This is a genomic window from Moorena sp. SIOASIH, assembly GCF_010671925.1.
In the GTDB taxonomy this organism is placed as follows: domain Bacteria; phylum Cyanobacteriota; class Cyanobacteriia; order Cyanobacteriales; family Coleofasciculaceae; genus Moorena.
Genome location: NZ_JAAHIH010000011.1, coordinates 47021 through 70679 on the forward strand (window position 1 = coordinate 47021; position 23659 = coordinate 70679).

Genomic DNA, 23659 nt, shown 5'->3' on the forward strand with positions numbered 1-23659 from the left:
ACATGGATCCAACCGCGATTATAGGTATTGGTTGTCGTTTTCCAAGTGCTGGAAATCCAGAAAGCTTTTGGGATTTGCTGCGGCATGGGGTGCATACCATCACTGAAGTTCCGTCAAATCGATGGGATGTTGATGCCTTGTATGATCCAGATCCAGCTACACCAGGAAAAATGAACACCCGTTGGGGCGCTTTCCTCGAACAGATAGATATGTTTGAACCGAGTTTCTTCGGAATTTCTCCCCGAGAAGCAGAGTCAATGGATCCCCAGCATAGACTAGTCTTAGAGGTAGCCTGGGAAGCTCTGGAACATGCAGGACTGGCACCAAATAAGTTAGCTGACAGCCAAACAGGTGTGTTTATAGGAATCGTTGCTAGTGATTATGGCCGACTCGTGTTCAATGATCACCTTAATATAGATGCTTATGGCGGCATTGGCATCACGCCTGGTATTGCAGCGAATCGTCTCTCCTATATACTGAATTTGCACGGACCTAGCTTGGCGATAGACACAGGTTGCTCCTCATCGCTGGTAGCATTGCATTTTGCCTGTCAAAGCCTGCAAAGCGGTGAATCTAATTTGTGCTTGGTTGGAGGGGTGAATTTGGTTTTGTCCCCCGAATACACTCTCACTTTTTCTCAAGCTCGGATGATGGCGTCGGACGGTTTTTGTAAGACTTTTGACAAAGACGCCGATGGTTATGTACGAGGGGAAGGATGTGGTGTAATTGTCCTCAAACGCCTCTGTGATGCCCTCCGGGATAGAGACAATATTTTAGCAGTTATCAAAGGCTCGGCAGTTAACCATGATGGTCTCAGCAATGGAATGACTGCACCCAATGGGCGTTCGCAGCAGGCAGTTATCAGGCAAGCATTAAAAAATGCTGGTGTAGCGCCAGCCCAGATTAGTTATGTTGAAGCTCACGGTACTGGCACTTCCTTGGGAGACCCAATAGAAGTTGAATCCATAAAAGCAGTACTGGGTCAAGGGCGATCGCCTTTTGAGTCCTGTGGGATTGGTTCAATTAAGACCAATATCGGTCATTTGGAAGCTGCGGCGGGAATAGTTGGTCTAATTAAGACAGTTCTATCACTACAACATCAGCAAATACCATCCCACCTGCACCTAAAACAACTGAATCCCTTAATTCAGTTAGAAGGTACACCTTTTTTCATACCTACTGAGTGCCAACCTTGGTCTGTTGCTACAGAACCTCGCTTGGCTGGAGTCAGTTCCTTTAGCTTTGGTGGCACAAATTGCCATGTCATCTTGTCGGAAGCTCCCAAACAAGAAACCAGAGCTAATGACATTGAACGCCCTGCTCACATTCTTGCTCTCTCAGCCAAAAATCAGAAGGCTTTGAGTGAATTAGTAGAGCGCTATGAGGCTCATCTGAAATCAAACTCATCCGCAAAGCTGGCAGACGTTTGTTTCACTGCCAATACAGGAAGAACGCATTTTGATCGCCGCCTTTTTGTTACGGCAACATCTACAACAGAGATGCAAAAGGCTCTGCGCGATCTTGCGGAGGGCGAAGATACAGTGCCAACCGGTCAAATATGCAGTCCCAAGCGCCAGAAAATAGCGTTCTTATTTACTGGTCAAGGGTCTGTGTATCTGAATATGGGGCGTCAACTCTACGATACCCAACCGACATTTCGTAATTGCCTCAAACGCTGTGAAGAAATTTTGCGTCCCTATCTGGAAGAACCACTACTCTCTGTTCTCTATCCAGATATTGATTTGTCTTCTCCAACATCTGGCGAGGTAAACCAAAAGTTATACAACACAGCCTATACTCAACCTGCTTTATTCGCTCTGGAATATGCGCTATGCCAATTATGGAAATCTTGGGGCATAGAGGCGGATGCTGTCATCGGTCATAGTGTGGGGGAATATGTCGCTGCCTGTGTTGCTGGGGTTTTCAGCCTGGAAGACGGTCTCAAATTGATTGCAATGCGGGGACAATTAATGCAACAATTGCCTCCAGGTGGTGAGATGTTGTCCTTGCTAGCATCAGAATCTCAAGTGCGAGAAGTAATTGCTCCCTATGGCGATCAAGTTGCGATCGCAGCTCTCAATGGCCCCAGCAGTATAGTAATTTCTGGTAAAAGTGAAGCCATCCAGGAGATTTACAGCAGCGTGTCAACGCAAGGAATAAAAGCAAAATTTTTGCAAGTATCCCATGCTTTTCACTCTCCGCTGATGGAACCAATGCTAGGGAAGTTTGAGGTAGCCGCATGGCAAATCTCCTACAATCAGCCTCAGATTCCTCTAATTTCTAACGTTACTGGGCAACGAATAGGCGATGACACTAGCACTCCTGAGTATTGGGTGAATCATATACGAAAACCAGTGCGCTTTGCTGATGGTATGCAGACTTTATACCAGGAAGGCTGTCAAATTTTCTTGGAAATCGGCCCCCAGGCAATTTTGCTGGGAATGGGACGCCAATGCTTACCAGAGGACACGGGGGTTTGGTTGCCTTCTCTGCGCAAAGATCGCGAAGACTGGCAACAATTGCTAGAGAGCTTAGGGGAATTGTACGTAAGAGGTCTAGAGGTAGACTGGTCAGGCCTTGACAAAGATTATATCCGTGAGAAAGTAGTATTACCTACTTATCCTTTCCAAAGAGAACGGTATTGGACCAAAGCAACTAACTTTACTAACTTTGTAGATAAAGAAGAGTTCCGGGATTGGTTATACGAAGTAGAATGGCGACCTCAAGCTAGTTTTGGCAGCCAGTTTCCATCAGAGGAACTTCTAGACCCATTGACCATTAAGCAGAAACTACAACCTTTGGTGTCGTCTTTAGCCTCTGTTAATAACTTGGATAGCTACAGTCAACTTGTGAGACAATTAGAAACTTTGAGTGTGGAATATGTCTTGCAAGCCTTTGACAAAATGGGATGGTCATTTAAACTGGGGGAAAACTTCTCCACTGAATCCCTAGCCCAAAGATTAGGTGTAGTACCACAATATCAACAACTTCTCAACCTGTTGTTAGAAATGCTAGCAGAAGTAAAAATTCTGCGCTACACCGAAAATCAGTGGGTGACACTCCAAACTCCTGAAAAAGTCAATCTACAACAAAAAAATCAGACCTTACTTGCTCAATTCCCCAGCGCTAATGCAGAACTAACTATGTTAGAGCGTTGTGGTTCCCAATTGAGAGCAGTTTTGCAGGGAACTATAGAACCCCTGCAAGTTGTCTTCCCTGAAGGGGATTTAACTATAGCTACTCAAATATATGAACAGTCTCCTGAAGCAAAATTTACCAACACTTTAGTCCAGCGTGCGATCGCTACTGCCATAGAAAATTTACCTCCAAGCCGAGGGGTGCGATTATTAGAAATTGGAGCTGGTACAGGGGGAACTACTAGCTATATATTGCCTCATCTGAATCCAGAGCAAACAGAATATATCTTCACCGATATCGGTACCTTATTTACCAGCAAAGCACAGGATAAATTTAAGGATTACCCATTCATACACTATCAAAACTTAGACATTGAAAAAAATCCCGAAATTCAAGGGTTTGAACCCCATCAGTACGATGTGATAGTGGCAGCTAACGTAATCCATGCTACAGCCTCTTTGCGTAAAACTCTAGAGCATGTGAGGCAGTTGTTGAGACCTGGAGGGATGTTGGTGTTGTTAGAAATCACAACTCCCAGGCGGTGGGTAACTTTATTTGCTGGAATGTTAGACGGATGGTGGAATTTTAGGGATTTTGATTTACGACCTAATCAACCCCTACTAAGTGTATCAAAGTGGCAGAAATTGCTAGTCGAAAGCGGTTTTCCCAAAGTGGTAAACCTGCCCAATATTCAGGGAACAGAAGAGGTTATATCTTCCCAGAGTGTAATTATTGCTCAAACTGCAACTACTCCATCGTTGCCTCCCAGTGAGGGATGGTTAATTTTTGCAGACCAGCAAGGTATCGCTCAAGAGTTGGCAAATCGACTGCGGACCTTCGGACAAGTCTGTAATTTGGTGTTTCCAGGAAAGGAGTACCAACAGATAGCATCTGATGAGTTTACCATAAACCCGGAAAATTCTGATGACTACTTAAAACTGGTGACAGAGGTAAAAGCTAATCTGCCCGATTTTAAAGGAGTGTTCCATCTATGGAGCTTAGATACTCCAAGAGCAGAGGAACTAACACTAGAAGACCTGAAAGTAGCTTCAATACAGGGATGTGGAACTGCCTTATATTTGGTTCGAGCCTTGAGCGAGGCAAAATTTCAGCTTTCGCCTCATCTGTGGCTTGTGACCAGAGATGCACAGCCTGTTGTTCCCATCAAGGATTCGGGATCGGGATTAGCACAATCACCTTTATGGGGAATGGGTAGAGTTATCTCTCTAGAACATCCTGAATTGTCGGTACGAATGATAGATTTAGACCCTAATTCAGCATTGGAACGTTCCTGTGCCAAACTTTTAGCAGAAATTGGGGATTCAAATGGTGAAAACCATATTGTCTTTCGAGATGAACAGCGTTACGTCCCACGCCTAGTGCATAAGAACTTCATAGAATCTCAAAGTCTACAGTTCCGGTCGGATGTTACTTACTTGATTACTGGTGGTACTGGTTACTTGGGGCTGAAGTTCGCCCAATATATGGTAGAGCAAGGAGCTCGCCAGCTAGCATTAATCGGACGCAAAGGCCTTCCCGAACGGGAACATTGGACCAACCTTGACCAAGAGAGTCATGAATGGAAACAGGTTCAAGCTATTCAACTCATGGAAGAGAAGGGAGCTAGCGTAACAGTGTACGCATCTGATGTTACCAACCAAGCTCAAATGTCCTCAATTATTAAGTCGATCCATACTGTTCAAAAACCACTGCGGGGTATTATTCATGCTGCTGGTTTAAGTGACCAACACAAATTAAGTCAGATGACTCATCAAATACTTGAATCGATACTTAGCCCGAAGACAGTTGGAACGTGGGTTCTTCATCAACTAACCAAAGAGATAAATCTAGACTTCTTTATCTGCTTTTCTTCGATTGGGTCAGTATGGGGTTCCCTAGGTCACGGACATTATGATGCAGCTAACCACTTTCTTAATGTTTTAGCTTATTATCGTCGTTCGATCGGGCTCCCAGCATTAAGTATAAATTGGGGAAGTCTCGGTGTTGGGGGTATGGTTTCTGAGGAAAGTTATGTACAATGGATGAAGCAGATTGGCTTAGGAGAATTACGACCACAGCAAGGATTTAATGCCTTAAGTTTTCTTTTAAAAACCAATGCTATCCAACCACTAGTGACAAAAGTAGATTGGTCTACATTTAAGAAATATTATGAAGTAAGGGGATTAGGAAAGCTATTTAGTGACCTGATGACTCTCTCTACTGTGGATATGACAACCCCTTCAATAGAAACAATAGAGAGTCAAGAGTATAGCATCTTAGAAAAATTACAAGCAGCTTCACCAAGTAAAATAGAAAACATTTTATTGAATCATTTTCAAAATGAAATTGCGAAATCGTTACGGACAAGCGCTTCAGAAATAAGCTTACAAAAACCTTTAAATAGCATGGGACTTGATTCCCTAATGGCTGTAGAATTGCGAAATATGAGTCTAGTGAAGCTAGGGATAGATATTCCTACTGTCAAATTTATAGAAGGGCTTAGTATTGCCGATATAGTAACTGAGGTAAAAGAGCAACTGAACGAGATTGACGCTAGTCAAAAAGTTGAGGGGGAAAATCACCAACAACTTTACACAGAAGAAGCAGACCAGATAGAACGAGTAAGGGGTGAATTATGAATTTAGTTGAGTTTTTACAAGAGCTTTCAATTAAAGGTTGGCAGATCTGGAGTGAAGGTTCGCAGTTACGCTACGATGCTCCCAAAGAAGAATCAACTGCATCAGTATTGGCTCTGCTGAAGCAACATAAGACAGAGATTTTACAGTTACTGTGTGACAACCCAGATATTCTCAATGTTTATCCCCTTTCCTACGGACAACAGGCAATGTGGTTTCTCTGGAAACTAGCACCTGGTAGTTGTGTTTATAACGTGTCCGTACCTGTTCGTATTTGCTCCCAGGTGGATGTGACAGCTTGGAGGCAAGCTTTTCAAGCTCTATGCCAACGTCACCTCATGCTGTCAAGCACATTTACTAAGCTAGGTCAAGTACCAATTCAACAAGTACATCGCGATCAAGACGTGGACTTTTTGCAGGTTGATGCCTCTGCTTGGAGTAAAGAGGAATTAAATCAGAGAGTGATTGAAGCTCACAAGCACCCTTTTAACCTTGAAAAAGAATCGGGGATGCGCGTCAGATGGTTTGTGCGGTCATTTCAAGAGCATATTCTACTGCTGACAATACACCACATTGCCTGTGATGGCTGGTCTATAGACATCATCTTTCAGGAATTAGCCAAATTGTATCAAGCTCAACAGACCAATGTACCAGCATCTCTTCCCCCTCTAAAGTATTCATATCAAGATTATGTTCGCGCTCAAAGGAAAATTTTGGATAGCCCTAGAGGAGAAATCCTTTGGCAATACTGGAAACAAAAACTAGCGGGCGAATTACCAACCTTAAATCTACCCACAGACAAACCACGCCCGCCCATACAAACCTACGAGGGGGCAGCCTATCATTTTAGCTTATCTGAAAAACTCAGTCAGCAGCTTATAGAATTAGCTCAGAAGGAAAATGTCACGCTCTACACACTATTGTTGGCAGTCTTTGGTGTCTTTCTTTATCGTTACACAGGTCAAGAGGATATTTTAGTTGGTTCTCCCACATCAGGTAGAAATAGGGCTGAAGAGGCTCCAATTGTGGGCTTCTTTGCTAACTCGGTTGTTATGAGGATGTCGGCCTCGGAAAATCTAAGTTTTAAGGAGTTTCTCACTAAAGTTCAGCATACTGTATTAGAAGCAGTAAACTATCAAGATTACCCTTTCGCATTGTTAGTAGAGCGATTGCTGCCAAAGCGCGACCCTAGCCGATCTCCGATTTTTCAAGTTTTTTTCCTGCTACAGCAAATGTCTGAATGGCGGAAGCTGCTCTCTGGCGAAATGAAGACGTCTTCGGATTGGCAAGGACTTAAGTTAGAAGCCTTTGACAGACCAACGAAGGAGTGTCAATTTGATTTCATACTAGAAATGATACAGGTTGGCTCGTCTCTTGGTGGACTTATTAAGTACAGTACTGATCTATTTGAGGAACAGACTATTGCCAGAATGGTGGAGCATTTCCAGACGCTATTACAAGCAATAGTAATAAAGCCAAATTATAACATAGCTCAATTCCCATTACTAACAGCAACCGAGCGGCAGCAGTGCCTAGCAGTCGGAAATAACTTGGGTAGAAAACAGGGGCAGAATAAAGTTATCTATCAATTGTTTGAGGATTTATTTGGCTATCCAGGAGAGGTTAGTGGCAGGCAAACTCAGTTGGGAGAGCATACAGAAGTAGTGCCTGTGGGTTGGCCAACTGATTTTTCAGTTTATGTTTTAGATTCCTATGCAGAACCAGTACCTCCAGGAGTAACGGGAGAGGTTTATGTTGGAGGTTGCAATTTAACTGAGAGTGACATAAATCGGACCCAACAAGCCCCAGTTAGTTTTGTAGAGCATCCCGAACTTGGTAGTTTATTGAAAACTGGGGAACGGGGTTGTCTTCGTGCCAATGGTTGTCTGGAATTGCAAGGATTTGGGCAACGTTGGGCTTGGATTAAAGGGCATCGGGTGGAGTTGCAGGCTATAGAAAAAGCCTTACTGGCAATTACTGGGGTGGAAGACTGCTATGTGATCATGCGACAACGACAACTAGTTGCTTATGTAGTAACCTCTAAATCTTTCTTGTCAGAGTCTCTCCACAATCAGTTAAAGACCGAATTACCCAGCTATATGCTGCCAAGTGCCTATGTAACAGTATCTAACCTGACCTTAACAGGCAAAGGACTAATAGATGAATCAGCGTTAGCCCAATTGGAGGTGATTGACTCCGAGTTAGTGTCACGTTGGGAAGAACAGTTGCGATCGCTGCCAGAAATAGAGCAAGTAGCAGTGGTAGTTCAGCCACAAGTAAAAACTCTTCCCAGATTACATATTTCTGATTTAGTACCCTCGCCCCCAAAGGGAATGGGTACAGATTCTCCTCAAGTTGAAACTGACAACTTGATAGACAAAGTTAACAAGAACTTGCCACAGGAAGTAAACCAGCCCGCCATCAGCCAAGGAGAGCCTCTAACAGAGCCAGAGGCACAAACCTTAGGGGAGATACTGCAACGAGCAGCCCTAGAGAATTCGACTAAAGGTGTAGTATACATCCAACCCGATGGAACTGAGTTCGTACAGTCCTATAAAAATTTATTAGAGGATGCCCAAAGACTATTGGGAGGATTGAAAAAACTCGGTCTCAAGCCCCAAGACAAGGTAATCTTTCAACTAGCAGACAATCACAACTTTATTAGTGCATTTTGGGGATGTATTCTTGGAGGATTCATCCCCGTACCAATTTCCGCAACGGGCAACCTGAACAAGCTGCAAAATAGCTGGCAGATGCTAGGAAAGCCATTGGTACTATCAGAGCAAAAGTTAGCTCCAAAACTTCATCAGTGGGCAGAAGAATTAAAGTTAGAAAACTTTCAGATAGAATCCATAGAACCATTAAAAGATTCAGAGGCAGATCGTAATTGGCATAAATCAAAATCAGAGGACTTGGTGCTATTGCTGCTAACTTCCGGCAGTACAGGTATGCCCAAAGCGGTCATGCACAACCACCGTAGTTTGTTAAGCCGTAGTGCATCAACCGTTCAATTCAACGGCTTTAGCAAAGACGATATTTCCTTAAATTGGTTTAGCCTCGACCATGTTGGGGGAATAGTCATGTTCCATCTGAGGGACGTTTATTTGGAATGTCAGCAAATCCATGCTCCAACAGAACTGGTGTTGCAAGAACCGACACGATGGTTAGATTGGATTTGCCACTATCGAGCCACAATTACTTGGGCTCCAAACTTTGCTTATGGGCTAATTGTTCAAGAACTAGAAAATCGACAAAAGACTGGCAGTCAACAAGAAAATCACCGAGGATGGGATTTGTCCTCTATGCAATTTATTCTCAATGCTGGAGAGGCAATTGTTGCAAAAACCGTCAGGCGATTTTTAGAAGTATTAGGTCAAGATCAGCTCCAAGATCGCGCGATGCATCCAGCATGGGGCATGTCAGAAACCTCAAGTGCGGTAACGTTTTCATCTAAATTTCTACTATCTTCAACCACAGACGAGCAGAAATTTGTCGAAGTAGGATCTCCAGTGCCAGGGTTCGCCATCAGAATAGTAGATAATCAAAACCAGATAGTGAAAGAGACAATGGCGGGTCGAGTACAAGTAAAAGGACCGTCTGTCACATCTGGTTACTATCAAAATACAGAAGCAAACCAAGACGCTTTTACAGAAGATGGTTGGTTTAATACTGGAGATATAGGCTTCCTGCGACAGGGGTGTTTAACAATAACCGGACGGCAAAAAGATATTATAATCATAAACGGTTTAAATTACTATAGCCATGAAATTGAAGCCACAATAGAAGGAATAGAAGGTGTAGAAGTTTCTTATACGGCAGCTTGTGCTGTCAGAGATGCCGACAGTGATACAGACAAATTAGCAATATTTTTTAACCCAGCCAAAGCCGCAAGGGATCGAGAAGCAGATTTGTTAAAGGAAATTCGCTTACTGGTAGTGGATCGTTTTGGGATTAATCCTGATTATTTGATTCCTGTAGAACGAGACGTTATTCCCAAAACAGCGATCGGTAAAATTCAACGTTCTCAACTAAAACAGCGTTTTGAAACAGGTGAATTTAACACCATTCTCAAACGGGTAGATTTATTACTATTGAATGTTAATACTATCCCAAGCTGGTTTTACCGTAAAGTCTGGCAAGCCAAAGTCCCTGTTTTTAATCTGTCTTCCCAGATAACTACAACCCTAATATTTAGCGATACTTTAGGGCTAGGAACAGTCTTATCTGAGGAATTAGAAAAACATCACCAGCCTTGTATCCAAGTGTCTGTCGGTGAAAACTTTACCAAAATCAGTGACAATCATTATTCTCTTGTGCCCGAACAAGCAGAACACTATCAGATGCTTTTTAAGCAATTGGCACAAGAAAACAAAACGATTGGCCAGATTGTCTGCCTGTGGGAATACGATCAATATAGAGGAGAAATTGCTCACCTAGAAGGGCTGGAGCAGTCACAAAAGCAAGGATTGTTTCGTTTGCTGTTCTTAGTGAAAGCATTAGAACAATCTCGGAGTGAAGAGCAGTCGGTACAATTACTGTGGGTATCAAGTTACAGTCAGTCGATAGTACCGAGTGATAAGATAGCCTATGATAAAGGGACAGTTTTGGGCTTATTGAAAACAATTGGTCAAGAAATGACCTGGTTGAACTGTCGCCACATCGATCTGCCAGTCATAGAGGTTCAAGTCAATAAGGCATACATTCGGCAAGAACTGGACAATTTTGCCAAAGAAACAGAAGTAGCCTACAGAGACGGAAAACGCTTGGTTTGTGGAATCGAATCTGTAAATCTAGCTGAAGAACCAAAGCAAGAATTACCCTTCATAACAGGTGGTATCTACTTAATAAGTGGAGGGCTGGGAGGTATTGGAACTGAAATTGCTAGTTTCCTACTTAAGAATTATCAAGCACGGTTACTGATAGTTGGTCGCACTTCTCTACCCGATCAAAATACTTGGCAAACTCATTTAGATAGTGGAAATGAACTGGCAAGGAAAATCCAAGCTTATCAACAATTGCAGCAACTACCAGGGGCAGTCATTTATGAAGATGTAGATATCTGTGATTATGCTCAGTTGCAGCAGATATTGACAACAACTCTATCCAAATGGGGAGGCCAGCTTGATGGGATTATCCATCTGGCAGGAGTATTCACCGAACAACTATTAGTATCCCAAACTCTAGAAAGTCTCACTGCCGTTCTTCGTCCCAAGGTACTTGGAACCTGGGCATTACATAAACTACTGCTGGAAGATAATCCTCAAGGTTTGTTTGTTCATTTTTCGTCCATCAATGGCTTCTTTGGCGGTACTACTGTAGGTGCTTATGCTGCTGCCTCTAGTTTTATGGAAGCGTTTTGCGATTACCAGCAGACCTATACTACCCTGCAAAGCTACTGCTTATCATGGAGTATGTGGGATGAAATCGGCATGAGTCTGGGCTATCAAATGAAAGACTTGACCCATGCTAAAGGCTACTTTTCGATTAATAAGGCACAAGGGATGTGCTCTTTATTAGCCGCGTTGTCTCGTGGCCAACATCATTTGTTTGTGGGTTTGGATGGGAGTAAACCCAACATTGAACGTTTAACTATTACCTCAGAACCTCAAAACCTACAGCAGTTAACGGCTTATTTCACCTCCAAGGTCGAACAATTACCAGTGAATAATTTAGAAGCGTTGGAAGTACGCGATCGCTTTGGCAGACTCAGCCGTTGTGTGTGGGCACAACTTGCCGAGATGCCTCTAAATGAAACTGGAGAAATTGTTCGAGAAAAGCTGATTGGACTTAGCACAGGTATTGGTCTTTTTGAACAAACAAAACCACGCAACCAAGTAGAACATCAACTCGTTGAAATTTTTCAGCAGGTACTAGAAGTGCCTGTTACTAGTATCCATGACAATTTCTTTGCTCTGGGCGGAAATTCTCTGCTAGCAGTGCAAGTGGTTTCTCGTATACAGCAAGTCTTTAATCAAGAAATTTCTCTGCATATACTGTTTCAAGCACCTACAGTTGGTGAACTGGGGCAAACCATAATCAAAGAAAATCTCTTACCAGGGCAAAAATCAGATACTAGTTTACCAACCCTTGTACCTGACCCAGAACAACGCTACGAACCATTCCCTCTAACTGATATTCAACAAGCTTATTGGCTAGGTCGCAATCAAGCCTTTGATTTAGGTAATGTTGCTAGCCATATTTACATAGAGATCGATTCTGAAAACTTAGATATAGAACGCTTAAACCAGGCTTGGCAGAAATTAGTTGACCACTATGATATGCTGCGAGCCGTAGTGTTACCCGACGGACAACAGCAAGTCAAACAACAAGTACCACCCTATCAAATACAAGTTTTTGATTTACAAAACCAGCCAAAACCAGTAGTTAGTGACCACCTCAAGGCAATTCGGGAGCAAATGTCTCACGAAATATTACCCTCTGAGCAATGGCCATTGTTCAAGTTGCAGGCCACTCACTTCAATGAAAAGCACTATCGCCTCCATCTGAGTTTTGATGCTTTAATTGCTGATAGCTGGAGCCTAATGCTACTGGGGCAGTATTGGCTGCAACTGTATCGAGACCCAGAAAGTTCCCTGCCTTCATTGGAACTGTCATTTCGCGACTATGTACTGGCTAAAATAGGGCTGGATGTTACACCACAGTATCAGCGTTCTCAAGATTACTGGTTCGATCGCTTGTCCACTCTCCCGCCAGCACCAGAATTACCCTTTGCCAAGCAGATAGTTGCTCTAGAGCAACCGCAGTTTACACGTCGCAGTGGGCGATTAAATGTTGTTGATTGGCAGCGATTAAAAGACAAGGCAAGTCAGGCAAATATAACTAATTCTACTGTTTTATTAGCTGCTTTTGCTGACATATTAACTTGTTGGAGCAAGAGTTCTAAGTTTACCATTAACCTGACCCTGTTTAATCGCTTACCCTTACATCCCCAAGTTAATGAGGTACTTGGAGATTTCACATCCCTCACGCTCCTAGAAGTTGATAACTCAAAACCGACTCCTTTTATTAAGCGTGCTCAACTGCTACAGGAACAACTGTGGCAAGATTTAGACCACCGTTATGTCAGTGGTGTGCAAGTGCAGCGAGAATTGCGTCGCCTATATGGAAGTTATCAAGCTATGGGGGTTGTCTTTACCAGCGTTCTGGGGGCTGGTATCGAGTCGGAAGAACAATTGTGGGTTAATCAGCTAGGAAAAATGGTCTATAGCATTAGCCAAACTCCTCAAGTCTGGCTAGACCATCAAGTTCTGGAAGAACAAGGGGAATTAATATTTCAGTGGGATATAGTTGAAGAGCTTTTCTGTGAAGGTGTTATTGATAATATGTTCCAGAGTTACACAGATTATCTGCAACACCTAGCAACGTCAGAATCTGCTTGGATGGACTTCTACCCTCAACTGTTACCAAAAGCCCAACTCCAACAACTTGCACAACTCAATCAGATAAATCTACCTGTTCCCCAACAAACCTTACACAGTCTGTTTCTGCAGCAGGTGGAACAAAATTATCAAGAATTGGCAGTGATTACCCCAGAGCGCTGCTTAACCTATGGAGACTTACACCAACGCGCCCGCAACATCGGGCATTGGTTGCAACAACTGGGAGCTTCGCGCAATAGCTTAGTCGCTGTAGTAATGTTCAAGGGATGGGAACAAGTTGTTGCAGTATTGGCAATCTTGATGGCTGGTGCGGCCTATGTGCCTATTGACCCCGAACTCCCCCAGGAGCGAAGAGAATTTTTACTTACCCAAGGGGAAGTGAAGGTGGTTCTGACCCAAGAATCTCTGTTAGAACAACTAGCAATACCAGAAGGCATTGAGTGTTTGTCTGTAGATACTTTCGAGTCAAGAAAAAATGATTCAATATCCTTCGTCCCCGTACATCATCCAGAAGATTTGGCCTATGTAATTTATACGTCTGGCTCTACAGGTTTACCCAAAGGGGTGATCATTAAGCATCAAGCAGTAGTAAACACCATCCTCGACATCAACCAGCGATTCAATGTTACAGCTAATGACCGAATACTAGCTGTGTCCGCGTTGAATTTTGACCTGTCAGTATATGACATTTTTGGGCTCTTGGCTGTTGGAGGAACTTTGGTCATCCCATCTGCGATTGATGCCAAAGATCCTGCTCGTTGGTATGAGTTAATTGTTAAACACCAAGTTACATTGTGGAACTCTGTACCCGCACTAATGCAAATGTTAGTTGAGTACTTGTCTGGACAGCTCAACCAGTCCCATGGCCCCCTACGATTAGCATTGCTCAGTGGCGATTGGATACCGCTAACGTTACCAGAGCGAATTCAACAGTTGTGGAGCCAGATCCAAATTGTTAGCTTAGGTGGTGCAACTGAAGCCTCAATTTGGTCAATTTATTATCCGATCGAACAAATTTCCCCTGTAACTAAGAGCATTCCTTACGGTAAATCCCTTGCCAATCAAACTGTTTCTGTCCTCAACGATCTAATGCAGCCTACTCCAGTCTGGGTATCTGGAGATCTTTATATCGGAGGAGTTGGTTTAGCTTCTGGGTATTTGTTAGATGAGAAAAAGACAAACGCAAGTTTTATCACTCACCCAGTTACTCACGAACGATTGTACAAAACCGGTGATTTGGGACGATATTTGCCTGATGGTAATATTGAATTTCTTGGGCGCTCAGATTTCCAAGTGAAAATCAATGGCTATCGCGTGGAATTGGGTGAAATTGAGGCGGCATTAAGCGAGCATTCTACTGTCAAGGATACTGTTGTTATGGCCCTTGGTGAGTCGGAACACAAACGTTTAGTCGCTTATGTTATCCCCAGTGAGACCTCTGTTGACAAAGCCAAGCTACCGGAAGGTTATAAACCTAGTCAAACAACAGGGGTAATACAAGACCCTGTGGAGAAAATTGAATTTAAACTCAAGCAACCAGGATTGCGTTCTCCATCTCCCACAAAAGAAACTATTTCTTTACCGCTCTCAGAACTTGATGAAGCTCAAAAAGAAGCTTACCTCAAACGTCAGAGTTATCGACAATTCTTGATGCAACCCCTTCCTTTAGAGGAGTTTAGCCAGTTTTTAAGCTGTCTGCTGCAAATGAAACTGGACGATTATCCATTACCCAAATATCTTTATCCTTCTGCAGGAAATCTTTATCCCGTACAAACATATTTATTAATTAAGCCAGAACGGGTTTCGGGATTGTCAGGAGGTATTTATTACTATTGTCCTCGGGAGCATAATTTAGTATTTCTCAATCCTTTGAGCGATGTTGACAGCAGGATTTACGGTGGCAATCAACCGATTTTTGAGCAGTCTGCGTTTTCCCTCTTTTTGATTAGCAAACTTAGTGCCATTACTCCGATGTATGGGGAACTAGCTGAAAATTTCTGTTTCCTTGAGGCAGGGCACATGGGGCAACTATTAATGAATACAGCACCAAACTACCAGATGGGACTTTGTCCAATTGGCGGTCTTGAGTTTGACAAGCTACGAGATTTATTTGAGTTGGAATCGAATCAACGTCTAATTTATAGTTTTGTGGGGGGTAAGATTGACACAGTTCAAACCAAACAGTTGTTAGGTAAATCTTCAAAGGAAGACAAATCTATTCCACAACAACTAAACGAGCATTTACAAGGAAAATTACCCCAGTATATGCTACCCAATGATTATGTGTTAATGGATGTCTTCCCTTTAACGGCAAATGGCAAAGTTAACCGCAAAGCTCTACCTGCCCCTGAGATATCAGTACAAGAAAGAATTTTTCTGCCCCCCAGTACCCCTATTGAGGAGAAGTTAGCTGGCATTTGGGCAACAATATTAGAGTTAGAGATAAATCAAGTCAGTGTTAATGATAATTTCTTCGACATTGGTGGTAATTCTCTACTTGCTACTCAGCTAATCTCTAGAATTCGACAATCTTTCCAAATCGATCTACCCCTGGCTGACTTCTTTGCAGAAGCAACAATTGCTGGTTTGGTTGAACACATTGAAGTTCTTAGTTGGGTGGGACAAAATATACAAGAGTCAGAAACAAATATAGAGGAGATAGAATTATGAATAATCAAACAATTGTCAAGTTCCTTTCTCAACTGCGTAAACTAAATGTTCAAGTTTCATCTAATGGAGAAAAATTGCGCTGTCAAGCTCCTGAAGGCGTATTAACACCTGCACTGTCACAGCAGATAGCAGAACGCAAAGCAGAAATTTTGGCGTATTTGAAACAAGTTAGACAAAAAAAAGATAGCAATTCTCCAGCTATTTCGGTTATCTCTAGAGATGAAAACTTACCCCTGTCTTTTGCTCAAGAAAGACTCTGGTTCATCAACCAACTTGAAGGGTCAACTGTTGCTTACAACTCGCCAGGAGTGCTCCGCATCAGCGGTAACTTGAACCTTAATGCCCTACAACAAGCATTATCAGACATAGTCCGTCGCCACGAAGTTCTACGTACCAGTTTCCAAACTGTTAATGGCACGCCAATACAGGTCATCGATCCGAAAGCCACCTTAAACCTCAAGATAGTGGACTTACAGGAAATAGAAGTTAAAGAACGGGAAACGGTACTCCAGCAACAAATACAACAAGAAATAACTAAGCCCTTTAAGCTGGAAAGAGCACCATTAATCAGATGCCGTTTATGGCAGTTAGATGGGACAGAATATGTATTTTCCCTAACAATGCACCACATCATTTCTGATGCTTGGTCAATAGGAATATTTATCCAAGAACTGTCTACCTTATATCGAGCTTTTACTCAGGGAGAACCATCCCCCTTGGCAAAATTACCAATTCAGTATGTTGATTTTGCTATGTGGCAAAGACAGTGGTTGAATGGAGGGGTTCTAGAAACTCAACTCAATTACTGGCGGAAGCAATTGGATGGTGCGCCAGATTTATTAGAATTACCCACTGACCACCCTCGTTCCTCAGTTCATACTTTCCGAGGTGCTCAACATTCAGTTATTCTCTCCAAATCTATCGTTACTTCCCTTAATGCCCTGGCCCAAAGTCAAGGCGTGACTCTATTTTCTATTCTGGTGACCGCTCTCAAGATCCTCCTGTTCAAGTGGACAGGACAAAGTGATATTGTTCTTGGTACAGTAATTGCTGGCCGAAATCGCTCCGAGCTTGAACCGCTCATTGGTTGCTTTATAAATTTCTTGGCTGTGCGTAACCATTTAAATGGTCAACAAAGAGCAGAGGAATTCCTACAACAAGTCGGAAAAAAAGTTGTCGAAGCTTACTCTAATCAGGATTGTCCCTTCCAGAAAATAATAGAAGCGCTTAATCCTGACCGCCAGCTGAGTCACAACCCAATTTATAATGTTGCTCTCCTATTGCAGAATTTTCCTTTAAAAGGATTTTTTAATGAAAATCTTGAAGCTACTCCTATAGATATAGATCTTGAATCTTCACTTTTGGATTTAAGATTTGTAATTCTTGAGTCTTCAGAAAAAATGCGTATTGATTGCGAGTACAATACTGACCTGTTTGAGAGCGATACAATTAAACAGCTAGTCGAGGGTTATCAAGAGACCCTAGAGAGGTTGGTGCAGCAGTTAGATTCAAAGCTATCTGACTTTGAGCTATCGGCAGAACTTGAGGTTAAAGCTAAAGCAGCCAAGGCAAGAGATAAAAAGCAAAAGATTGCAATTGCAGCAACCTTTACTGCAGAGCCAGTTGAGGAGTCTCTCACCTTTTGGATGGAAGAACTAGATTTGCCCTCTGAGATTCAATTTGCCCCTTACAATCAGGTATTCCAGGAACTGCTTAATCCAGTCAGCCTTATTGCAACTAATCAAGATTGCGTTAATATTGTCTTAGTGCGTTTTGAGGATTGGCTGAGAAACCAAAAAACCTCGCAACTTAATGGTAACGCTGCTGGCAAGGAGGGTATTCTGACAGTTCTGGAACAACCTGACAAAAAAATAGAACAGATTGAGCAAAATGTCAGAGATATTGCTAGTGCTCTGAAGACTGCAGCTAGAGATTCGTCAACGCCTTACTTGGTCTGTATCTGTCCTCCATCAACTACTGCCGAATCAGAGGATATAGCTCTTTATCTGAGGATGGAGGAATTTTTGGCTTCTTATCTTGAGGAGCTAAGTAGCATTTACTTGGTAAAAAGCTCAGAATTGGTTTCTCTTTACCCAGTTTCAGATTATTACGACCCTCATGGAGACGAGCTCGGTCACATCCCCTATAAGCCGACTTTCTTCAGCGCTCTGGGGTCGATGCTTGCTCGGAAAATCCATGCTCTCAAGAGTATTCCCTACAAAGTGATTGTTCTCGACTGCGACGAGACTTTGTGGAAAGGTGTTTGTGGGGAGGATGGAGCAGCAGGAGTGGAAATAGATGCTCCTCACCAAGCCCTGCAGGAATTCATAGTAACCCAGCAAAGGGCAGGAAAACTAATCTGTCTGTGTAGTAAGAATCAAGAGGTAGATGTATGGGCTGTATTTGAACACCATGATTCAATGCCTTTAAGAAAGGAACATCTGGTTTCCTGGCGTATTAACTGGAAATCTAAGTCGGAGAATTTGAAAGCTTTAGCCCAAGAGCTGCAACTGGGGCTGGACAGCTTTATCTTTATTGATGACAACCCAATTGAGTGTGCGGAAGTCCAAGCTAATTGTCCAGAAGTATTAACCATTCAATTACCTACTGATAGCAGGCATATTCCTGATTTTATCAAGCATATTTGGGCTTTCGACCAGTTAAAGGTGACGGCTGAAGATGCAGCACGGACAGATTATTATCGCCAGAATGTAGAGCGAGAGAAAGTGCGTCATGAGTCACTCACCTTTGAGGAGTTTCTTGACGGACTGGAATTGCGGGTAAAGATCGATCCCCCCCAACTCCATCAACTCCCTAGGGTAGCGCAGCTAACACAGCGAACGAATCAATTCAATCTGACAACTATTAGGCGCTCTGAAGGGGATGTTAAAGAATTCTGTGCATTAGAAAAGCAAGAGTGTTTGGTGGTAGAGGTCAAGGATCGCTTTGGCGATTATGGTTTGGTAGGGGTGCTGATGTTTGAGTTGGGTGCTGATGTTTTGAGAGTGGACAGCTTTTTACTAAGCTGTCGGGTGTTAGGCAGGGGCGTTGAGCATCAGATGCTTGCCAAGTTAGGAGATATTGCTAGCGATCGCGGGCTTATTCATGTTGACGTTCCGTATATTCCTACTCAAAAAAATAAGCCAGCACTTGATTTCCTCGAAAGTGTTAGCAGGGAAGGTAAGGAGAGTAAAGGTGAGGGTTTCCTATTCAAATTTAAGGTAGATGAGATAAAAGAGTTGACTTTCTCACCAGGCCAGTTTAACGGGATCGCCACCAAGAAATTACCAACGCAGAAAGACGTTAGCACTATTGTGCAGTACCAATTAAAATCTGGGCGATATGAAAGAATTGCCACAGAACTACGTCAGGCCGTCCAGGTGCTCAAAGTAATTGAGGAGCGCAAGCAGAAAGAGCGACCAGAGTTAAAAGGAGTTTTTGTTGCCCCTCGCAACCAAGGTGAAGAAATGATAGCTGGGATTTGGAGAGATGTCCTGAAGCTAGAGCAGGTGGGTATCAATGATAACTTCTTTGAATTGGGAGGACATTCCCTACTCGCAACCCAATTAATTTCCAAACTTAGAGAAGCTTTTGAGTTAGAACTTCCCTTACGGACAATCTTTGAATCGCCAACAGTAGCCAAACTTGACCAAACCTTAACCCAATTACGTACTAATGATAGCGGATTAAATCTTCCCCCCATTCAACCCAGAATTGAGAGGGAACAATTACCCCTATCCTGGGCACAAGAGCGACTGTGGTTCTTGAACCAACTTGAAGGGTCAAGTGCCACTTACAACATGCCAGGAGTAGTCCACATCACTGGTAACTTGAAGCTTAATGCCCTACAACAAGCATTATCAGAAATAGTCCGCCGTCATGAAGTTCTACGCACATGCTTCCCAACTGTTAACAGCACACCAAGACAGGTAATCGACCCAGAAGCAAACCTCAAAATCAAGGTGGTGGACTTACAGCAACTAGAAGTTACAGATCGCGAAACTCTCTTACAGCAACAACTACAACAATCAGCAACTACTCCCTTTAACTTGGAAATAGCACCATTAATCAGATGCAGTTTATGGCAGTTAAATGGCACAGAATATGTATTTTTCCTGGCAATGCATCACATTGTTTCTGATGGTTGGTCAATAGGAATATTTATTCAAGAACTATCCATATTATATCAAGCTTTTACTCAGGGAGAACCATCCCCCTTAGCAGAATTACCTATCCAGTATGCTGACTTTGCGGTGTGGCAAAGAGAATATTTGAGTGGAGAGGTTCTAGAAACTCAAATCAATTACTGGCAGAAGCAATTGAATGGTGCGCCAGAATTGTTACAATTACCGACCGATCACCCTCGTCCTGCTGTGCAAACTTACCGAGGTGCTACTCAAACTTTTACTTTAAGTACTGATTTAACCCAGAAGTTACAAACCCTGTCTGGGAAATCGGGTACTACCTTATTTATGACCTTGGAGGCAGCCTTTGCCACTTTGCTCTATCGCTACAGTGGTCAATCAGATATTTTAATTGGTTCTCCCATAGCCAATCGTAACCGCAGTGAAATTGAGTCGATAATTGGTTGTTTTGTAAATACATTGGTGTTGAGAAATTCCCTAAAAGATAATCCTAGTTTTGAGAGCTTACTGACACAAGTTAGGGAAACTACCCTCAAAGCCTATGAACATCAGGATGTACCTTTTGAACAAGTAGTCGAAGCATTACAACCACAACGCTCTTTGAGTCATTCCCCTCTATTCCAGGTGCTGTTTGTCTTGCAGAATATACCCATGGGCGAAGTAGAAATACCTGGAGTTACTTTGAGTCAGTTAGATATAGAAAGCACTATTGCTAAGTTTGATTTGACACTTTCAATCACCGAAACTAACCAAGGATTGGTGGGGTCATGGGAGTATAATACAGACTTATTTGATGGATCAACCATTGAGCGTATGGCTGGTCATTTCCAGAACTTGTTGTCAGCGATTGTAGAAAATCCCCAACTTTCTGTAGCTGAATTCCCCCTGTTGAGTAAAGCAGAACAACATCAGCTATTGCTGGAGTGGAATGATACAGCAAGTGAATATTCCTCAAATAAATGTATTCATCAATTGTTTGAGTCACAGGTAGAAAAAAAACCCGATGCTGTAGCGGTGATGTTTGAGAACCAGCAGTTGACCTACCAGCAATTAAATCAAAGAGCAAACCAACTAGCACATCACTTGCAGAGCTTGGGAGTCGGACCAGAGGTGCTGGTGGGCATTTGTGTGCAGCGTTCTGTAGAGATGCTGGTTGGACTGTTGGGTATACTCAAGGCTGGTGGTGCTTATGTACCCCTTGATCCCAATTATCCCCTTGAACGGTTAACTTATATTTTGGCCGATTCGAGTGTGGAGGTGTTGCTGACCCAACAGTCTTTGCTTGAATCTTTGCCCCAAAATCAAGCACAGGTAGTTTGTTTAGATGCAGATGGGGGAGCAATAGAGCGAAACAGTCAGGAGAATCTCGATCTTGGAGTATGTTCAGATAATTTGGCTTATGCGATCTACACTTCTGGCTCTACTGGTAAACCGAAGGGTGTGCAAATTCAGCACAAAGCTTTGGTTAACTTTCTTGAATCAATGCAGCAAAAACCAGGTCTCGAATCAAATGATATTTTATTATCAGTGACGACCTTATCTTTTGACATTGCTGGATTAGAATTATATCTGCCCTTAATTACAGGTGCGCGTCTGGTTGTTGTCAGTCGGGAAATTGCCGTAGATGGAATACTTTTAGCACAAAGTATAGAAAAATACCAAGTAACTACAATGCAAGCCACTCCAGCAACTTGGAGATTATTGTTAACAGCAGGATGGAAGGGAAACAAACAATTAAAAATTCTATGTGGGGGAGAAGCTTTAGATATAAGTATAGCAGAAAAATTATTTAAAATTAGCCAACAAGTGTGGAATTTATATGGTCCAACAGAAGCGACTATTTGGTCTACTGTAGCTCAAGTAGATAATGATTTTAATGTTTCTTCTGTCCCTATTGGAAGACCAATTAATAATACCCAAGTTTACATATTAGACAAATACCTCCAACCATTACCTATAGGCGTACCTGGAGAGTTATACATCGGAGGTGATGGCTTAGCTCGAGGTTACCTCAACCGCCCAGAACTAACTAGTGGAAAATTTATCCCAAATTCCTTCTCTAATTCCCAATCCGAACGCCTTTATAAAACAGGCGACCTCGCCCGTTATGGTAGTGATGGGAATATTGAATTTCTTGGTCGCATCGATAACCAAGTAAAGGTGCGAGGCTTCCGTATCGAATTGGGAGAAATTGAATCTATCCTCAATACTTACCCCCAAATCCAACAAGCTGTAGTCATTGCCACAGAAGATATTCCTGAAAACAAACGCTTAGTAGCTTATGTAGTTAAATCCGATGAATCACTCAAAACCAATCAACTGCGTGAATCTCTTAAACAGAAACTACCAGAATACATGGTGCCTTCTGCCTTTGTCATTTTAGACACTCTACCCCTAACACCTAACGGCAAAGTTGACCACAAAGCTCTACCTGCTCCTGATACAGCCCAATTGCAAGAGAATTTTGTTCCTCCTCGGGATCTAGTGGAACTCCAGTTGACTAAAATCTGGTCAAACATTCTTAATATCTGCTCAGTAGGGGTTCGAGATAACTTCTTTGATATTGGTGGCAATTCCCTTTTCGCTATCCGCCTAATGGCTCAAATTGAAGAGCAGTTTCAAAGAAATTTATCTTTAGCAACTTTATTTCAAGGTCAGACAATTGAAAAACTGGCAACGGTACTCCGCGAGGTACCAGACCATATTTCCTGGTCTTCGCTAGTACCAATTCAAACGTCTGGTTATAAGCCTCCCTTCTTCTGCATAGCTGGCGGCGGCGGTAATGTTCTGTACTTTTATCATTTGTCGCGCTATTTAGGTCAAGATCAACCGTTCTATGCGTTGCAAGCCGTTGGTCTTGATGGAGAATCGGAACCTTTCACAAGAGTCGAGGATATGGGAGCTTACTACATTAAAGCAATAAAGTCTGTTCAAAGCCAAGGTCCATACTTTTTAGGGGGACATTCCTTTGGTGCACTAGTGGCTTTTGAAGTCGCCCAGCAATTACAAAAGCATGGAAATGAGGTGGCTCTACTCGCTATTCTAGATATGCATGCACCGTATACAGATAGACCAGAGCCTGGCAGCCATAAGCCAGATATAGATTGGGATAGCGGAAAAATGCTGACCAGCATTGCTGGCGTATTTGGCCGTATGTTTGGAAAAAACATTGATGTATCATACGAGTTTCTCCAACGGCTGACTTTTGAGGAGCAATTAAATTATGTTAACGAGCGATTTCAGAAGGTCAATCTTTTCCCTCCTGAAATTGGAGTTAAACAAATTCGCGGTCTTGTTCAAGTGGCTAGAGCAAATCAAAATGCTTGCTACGTTCCACAGGAGCTTTATCCAACTCAGGTTACTCTCTTTCGCGCTAGTGAGGAAGTGCCAATTGAACTTGCTCCTAGTGCGGATATTCATAGGCTCCTTTACGACAGTAGAAAAAACGATCCACTGTGGGGGTGGAGTGAGTTTTCTGCTGGAGAAGTGGAACTTCATACTGTTCCTGGAGACCATCTGACAATTATGACAGAGCCATACATTGGTGCTCTAGCCGAAAAGTTAAAATCCTCCTTAGAAAAAGCACAAACAGCTAACCCTATGGAGCGTCCGTAGCCTTATTTTTAAGGCGGTGTGGTGGGGCACTCAGCACTCCACAACACCGTTAAAT

At 42.8% G+C, this 23659-nt stretch carries 3 protein-coding genes; all 3 read left to right on the forward strand.

All coding sequences use genetic code 11. The features are described from left to right. Positions 1-2: 2 nt before the first annotated feature. The 3 genes from F6J90_RS41820 to F6J90_RS41830 are packed head-to-tail and all read left to right on the forward strand — an operon-like array spanning position 3 to position 23604. Entirely contained in the window at positions 3-5777 is a 5775-nt protein-coding gene (locus tag F6J90_RS41820; protein ID WP_293108377.1) for a type I polyketide synthase, read from the forward strand. After that, on the forward strand, positions 5774-15844 hold the full coding sequence (locus F6J90_RS41825; protein WP_293108380.1) for a non-ribosomal peptide synthetase: 10071 nt from the start codon (positions 5774-5776) through the stop codon (positions 15842-15844). Before F6J90_RS41820 ends, F6J90_RS41825 begins: the two co-directional genes overlap by 4 nt. Next, positions 15841-23604, forward strand: coding sequence for a non-ribosomal peptide synthetase (locus tag F6J90_RS41830; protein ID WP_293108383.1), 7764 nt, complete (start codon positions 15841-15843; stop codon positions 23602-23604). Before F6J90_RS41825 ends, F6J90_RS41830 begins: the two co-directional genes overlap by 4 nt. Positions 23605-23659 lie beyond the last annotated feature (55 nt).

Coding starts and splice junctions, on each gene's coding strand:
- F6J90_RS41820 (WP_293108377.1), top strand. CDS start 3: ATGGATCCAACCGCGATTATAGGTATTGGTTGTCGTTTTCCAAGTGCT.
- F6J90_RS41825 (WP_293108380.1), top strand. CDS start 5,774: ATGAATTTAGTTGAGTTTTTACAAGAGCTTTCAATTAAAGGTTGGCAG.
- F6J90_RS41830 (WP_293108383.1), top strand. CDS start 15,841: ATGAATAATCAAACAATTGTCAAGTTCCTTTCTCAACTGCGTAAACTA.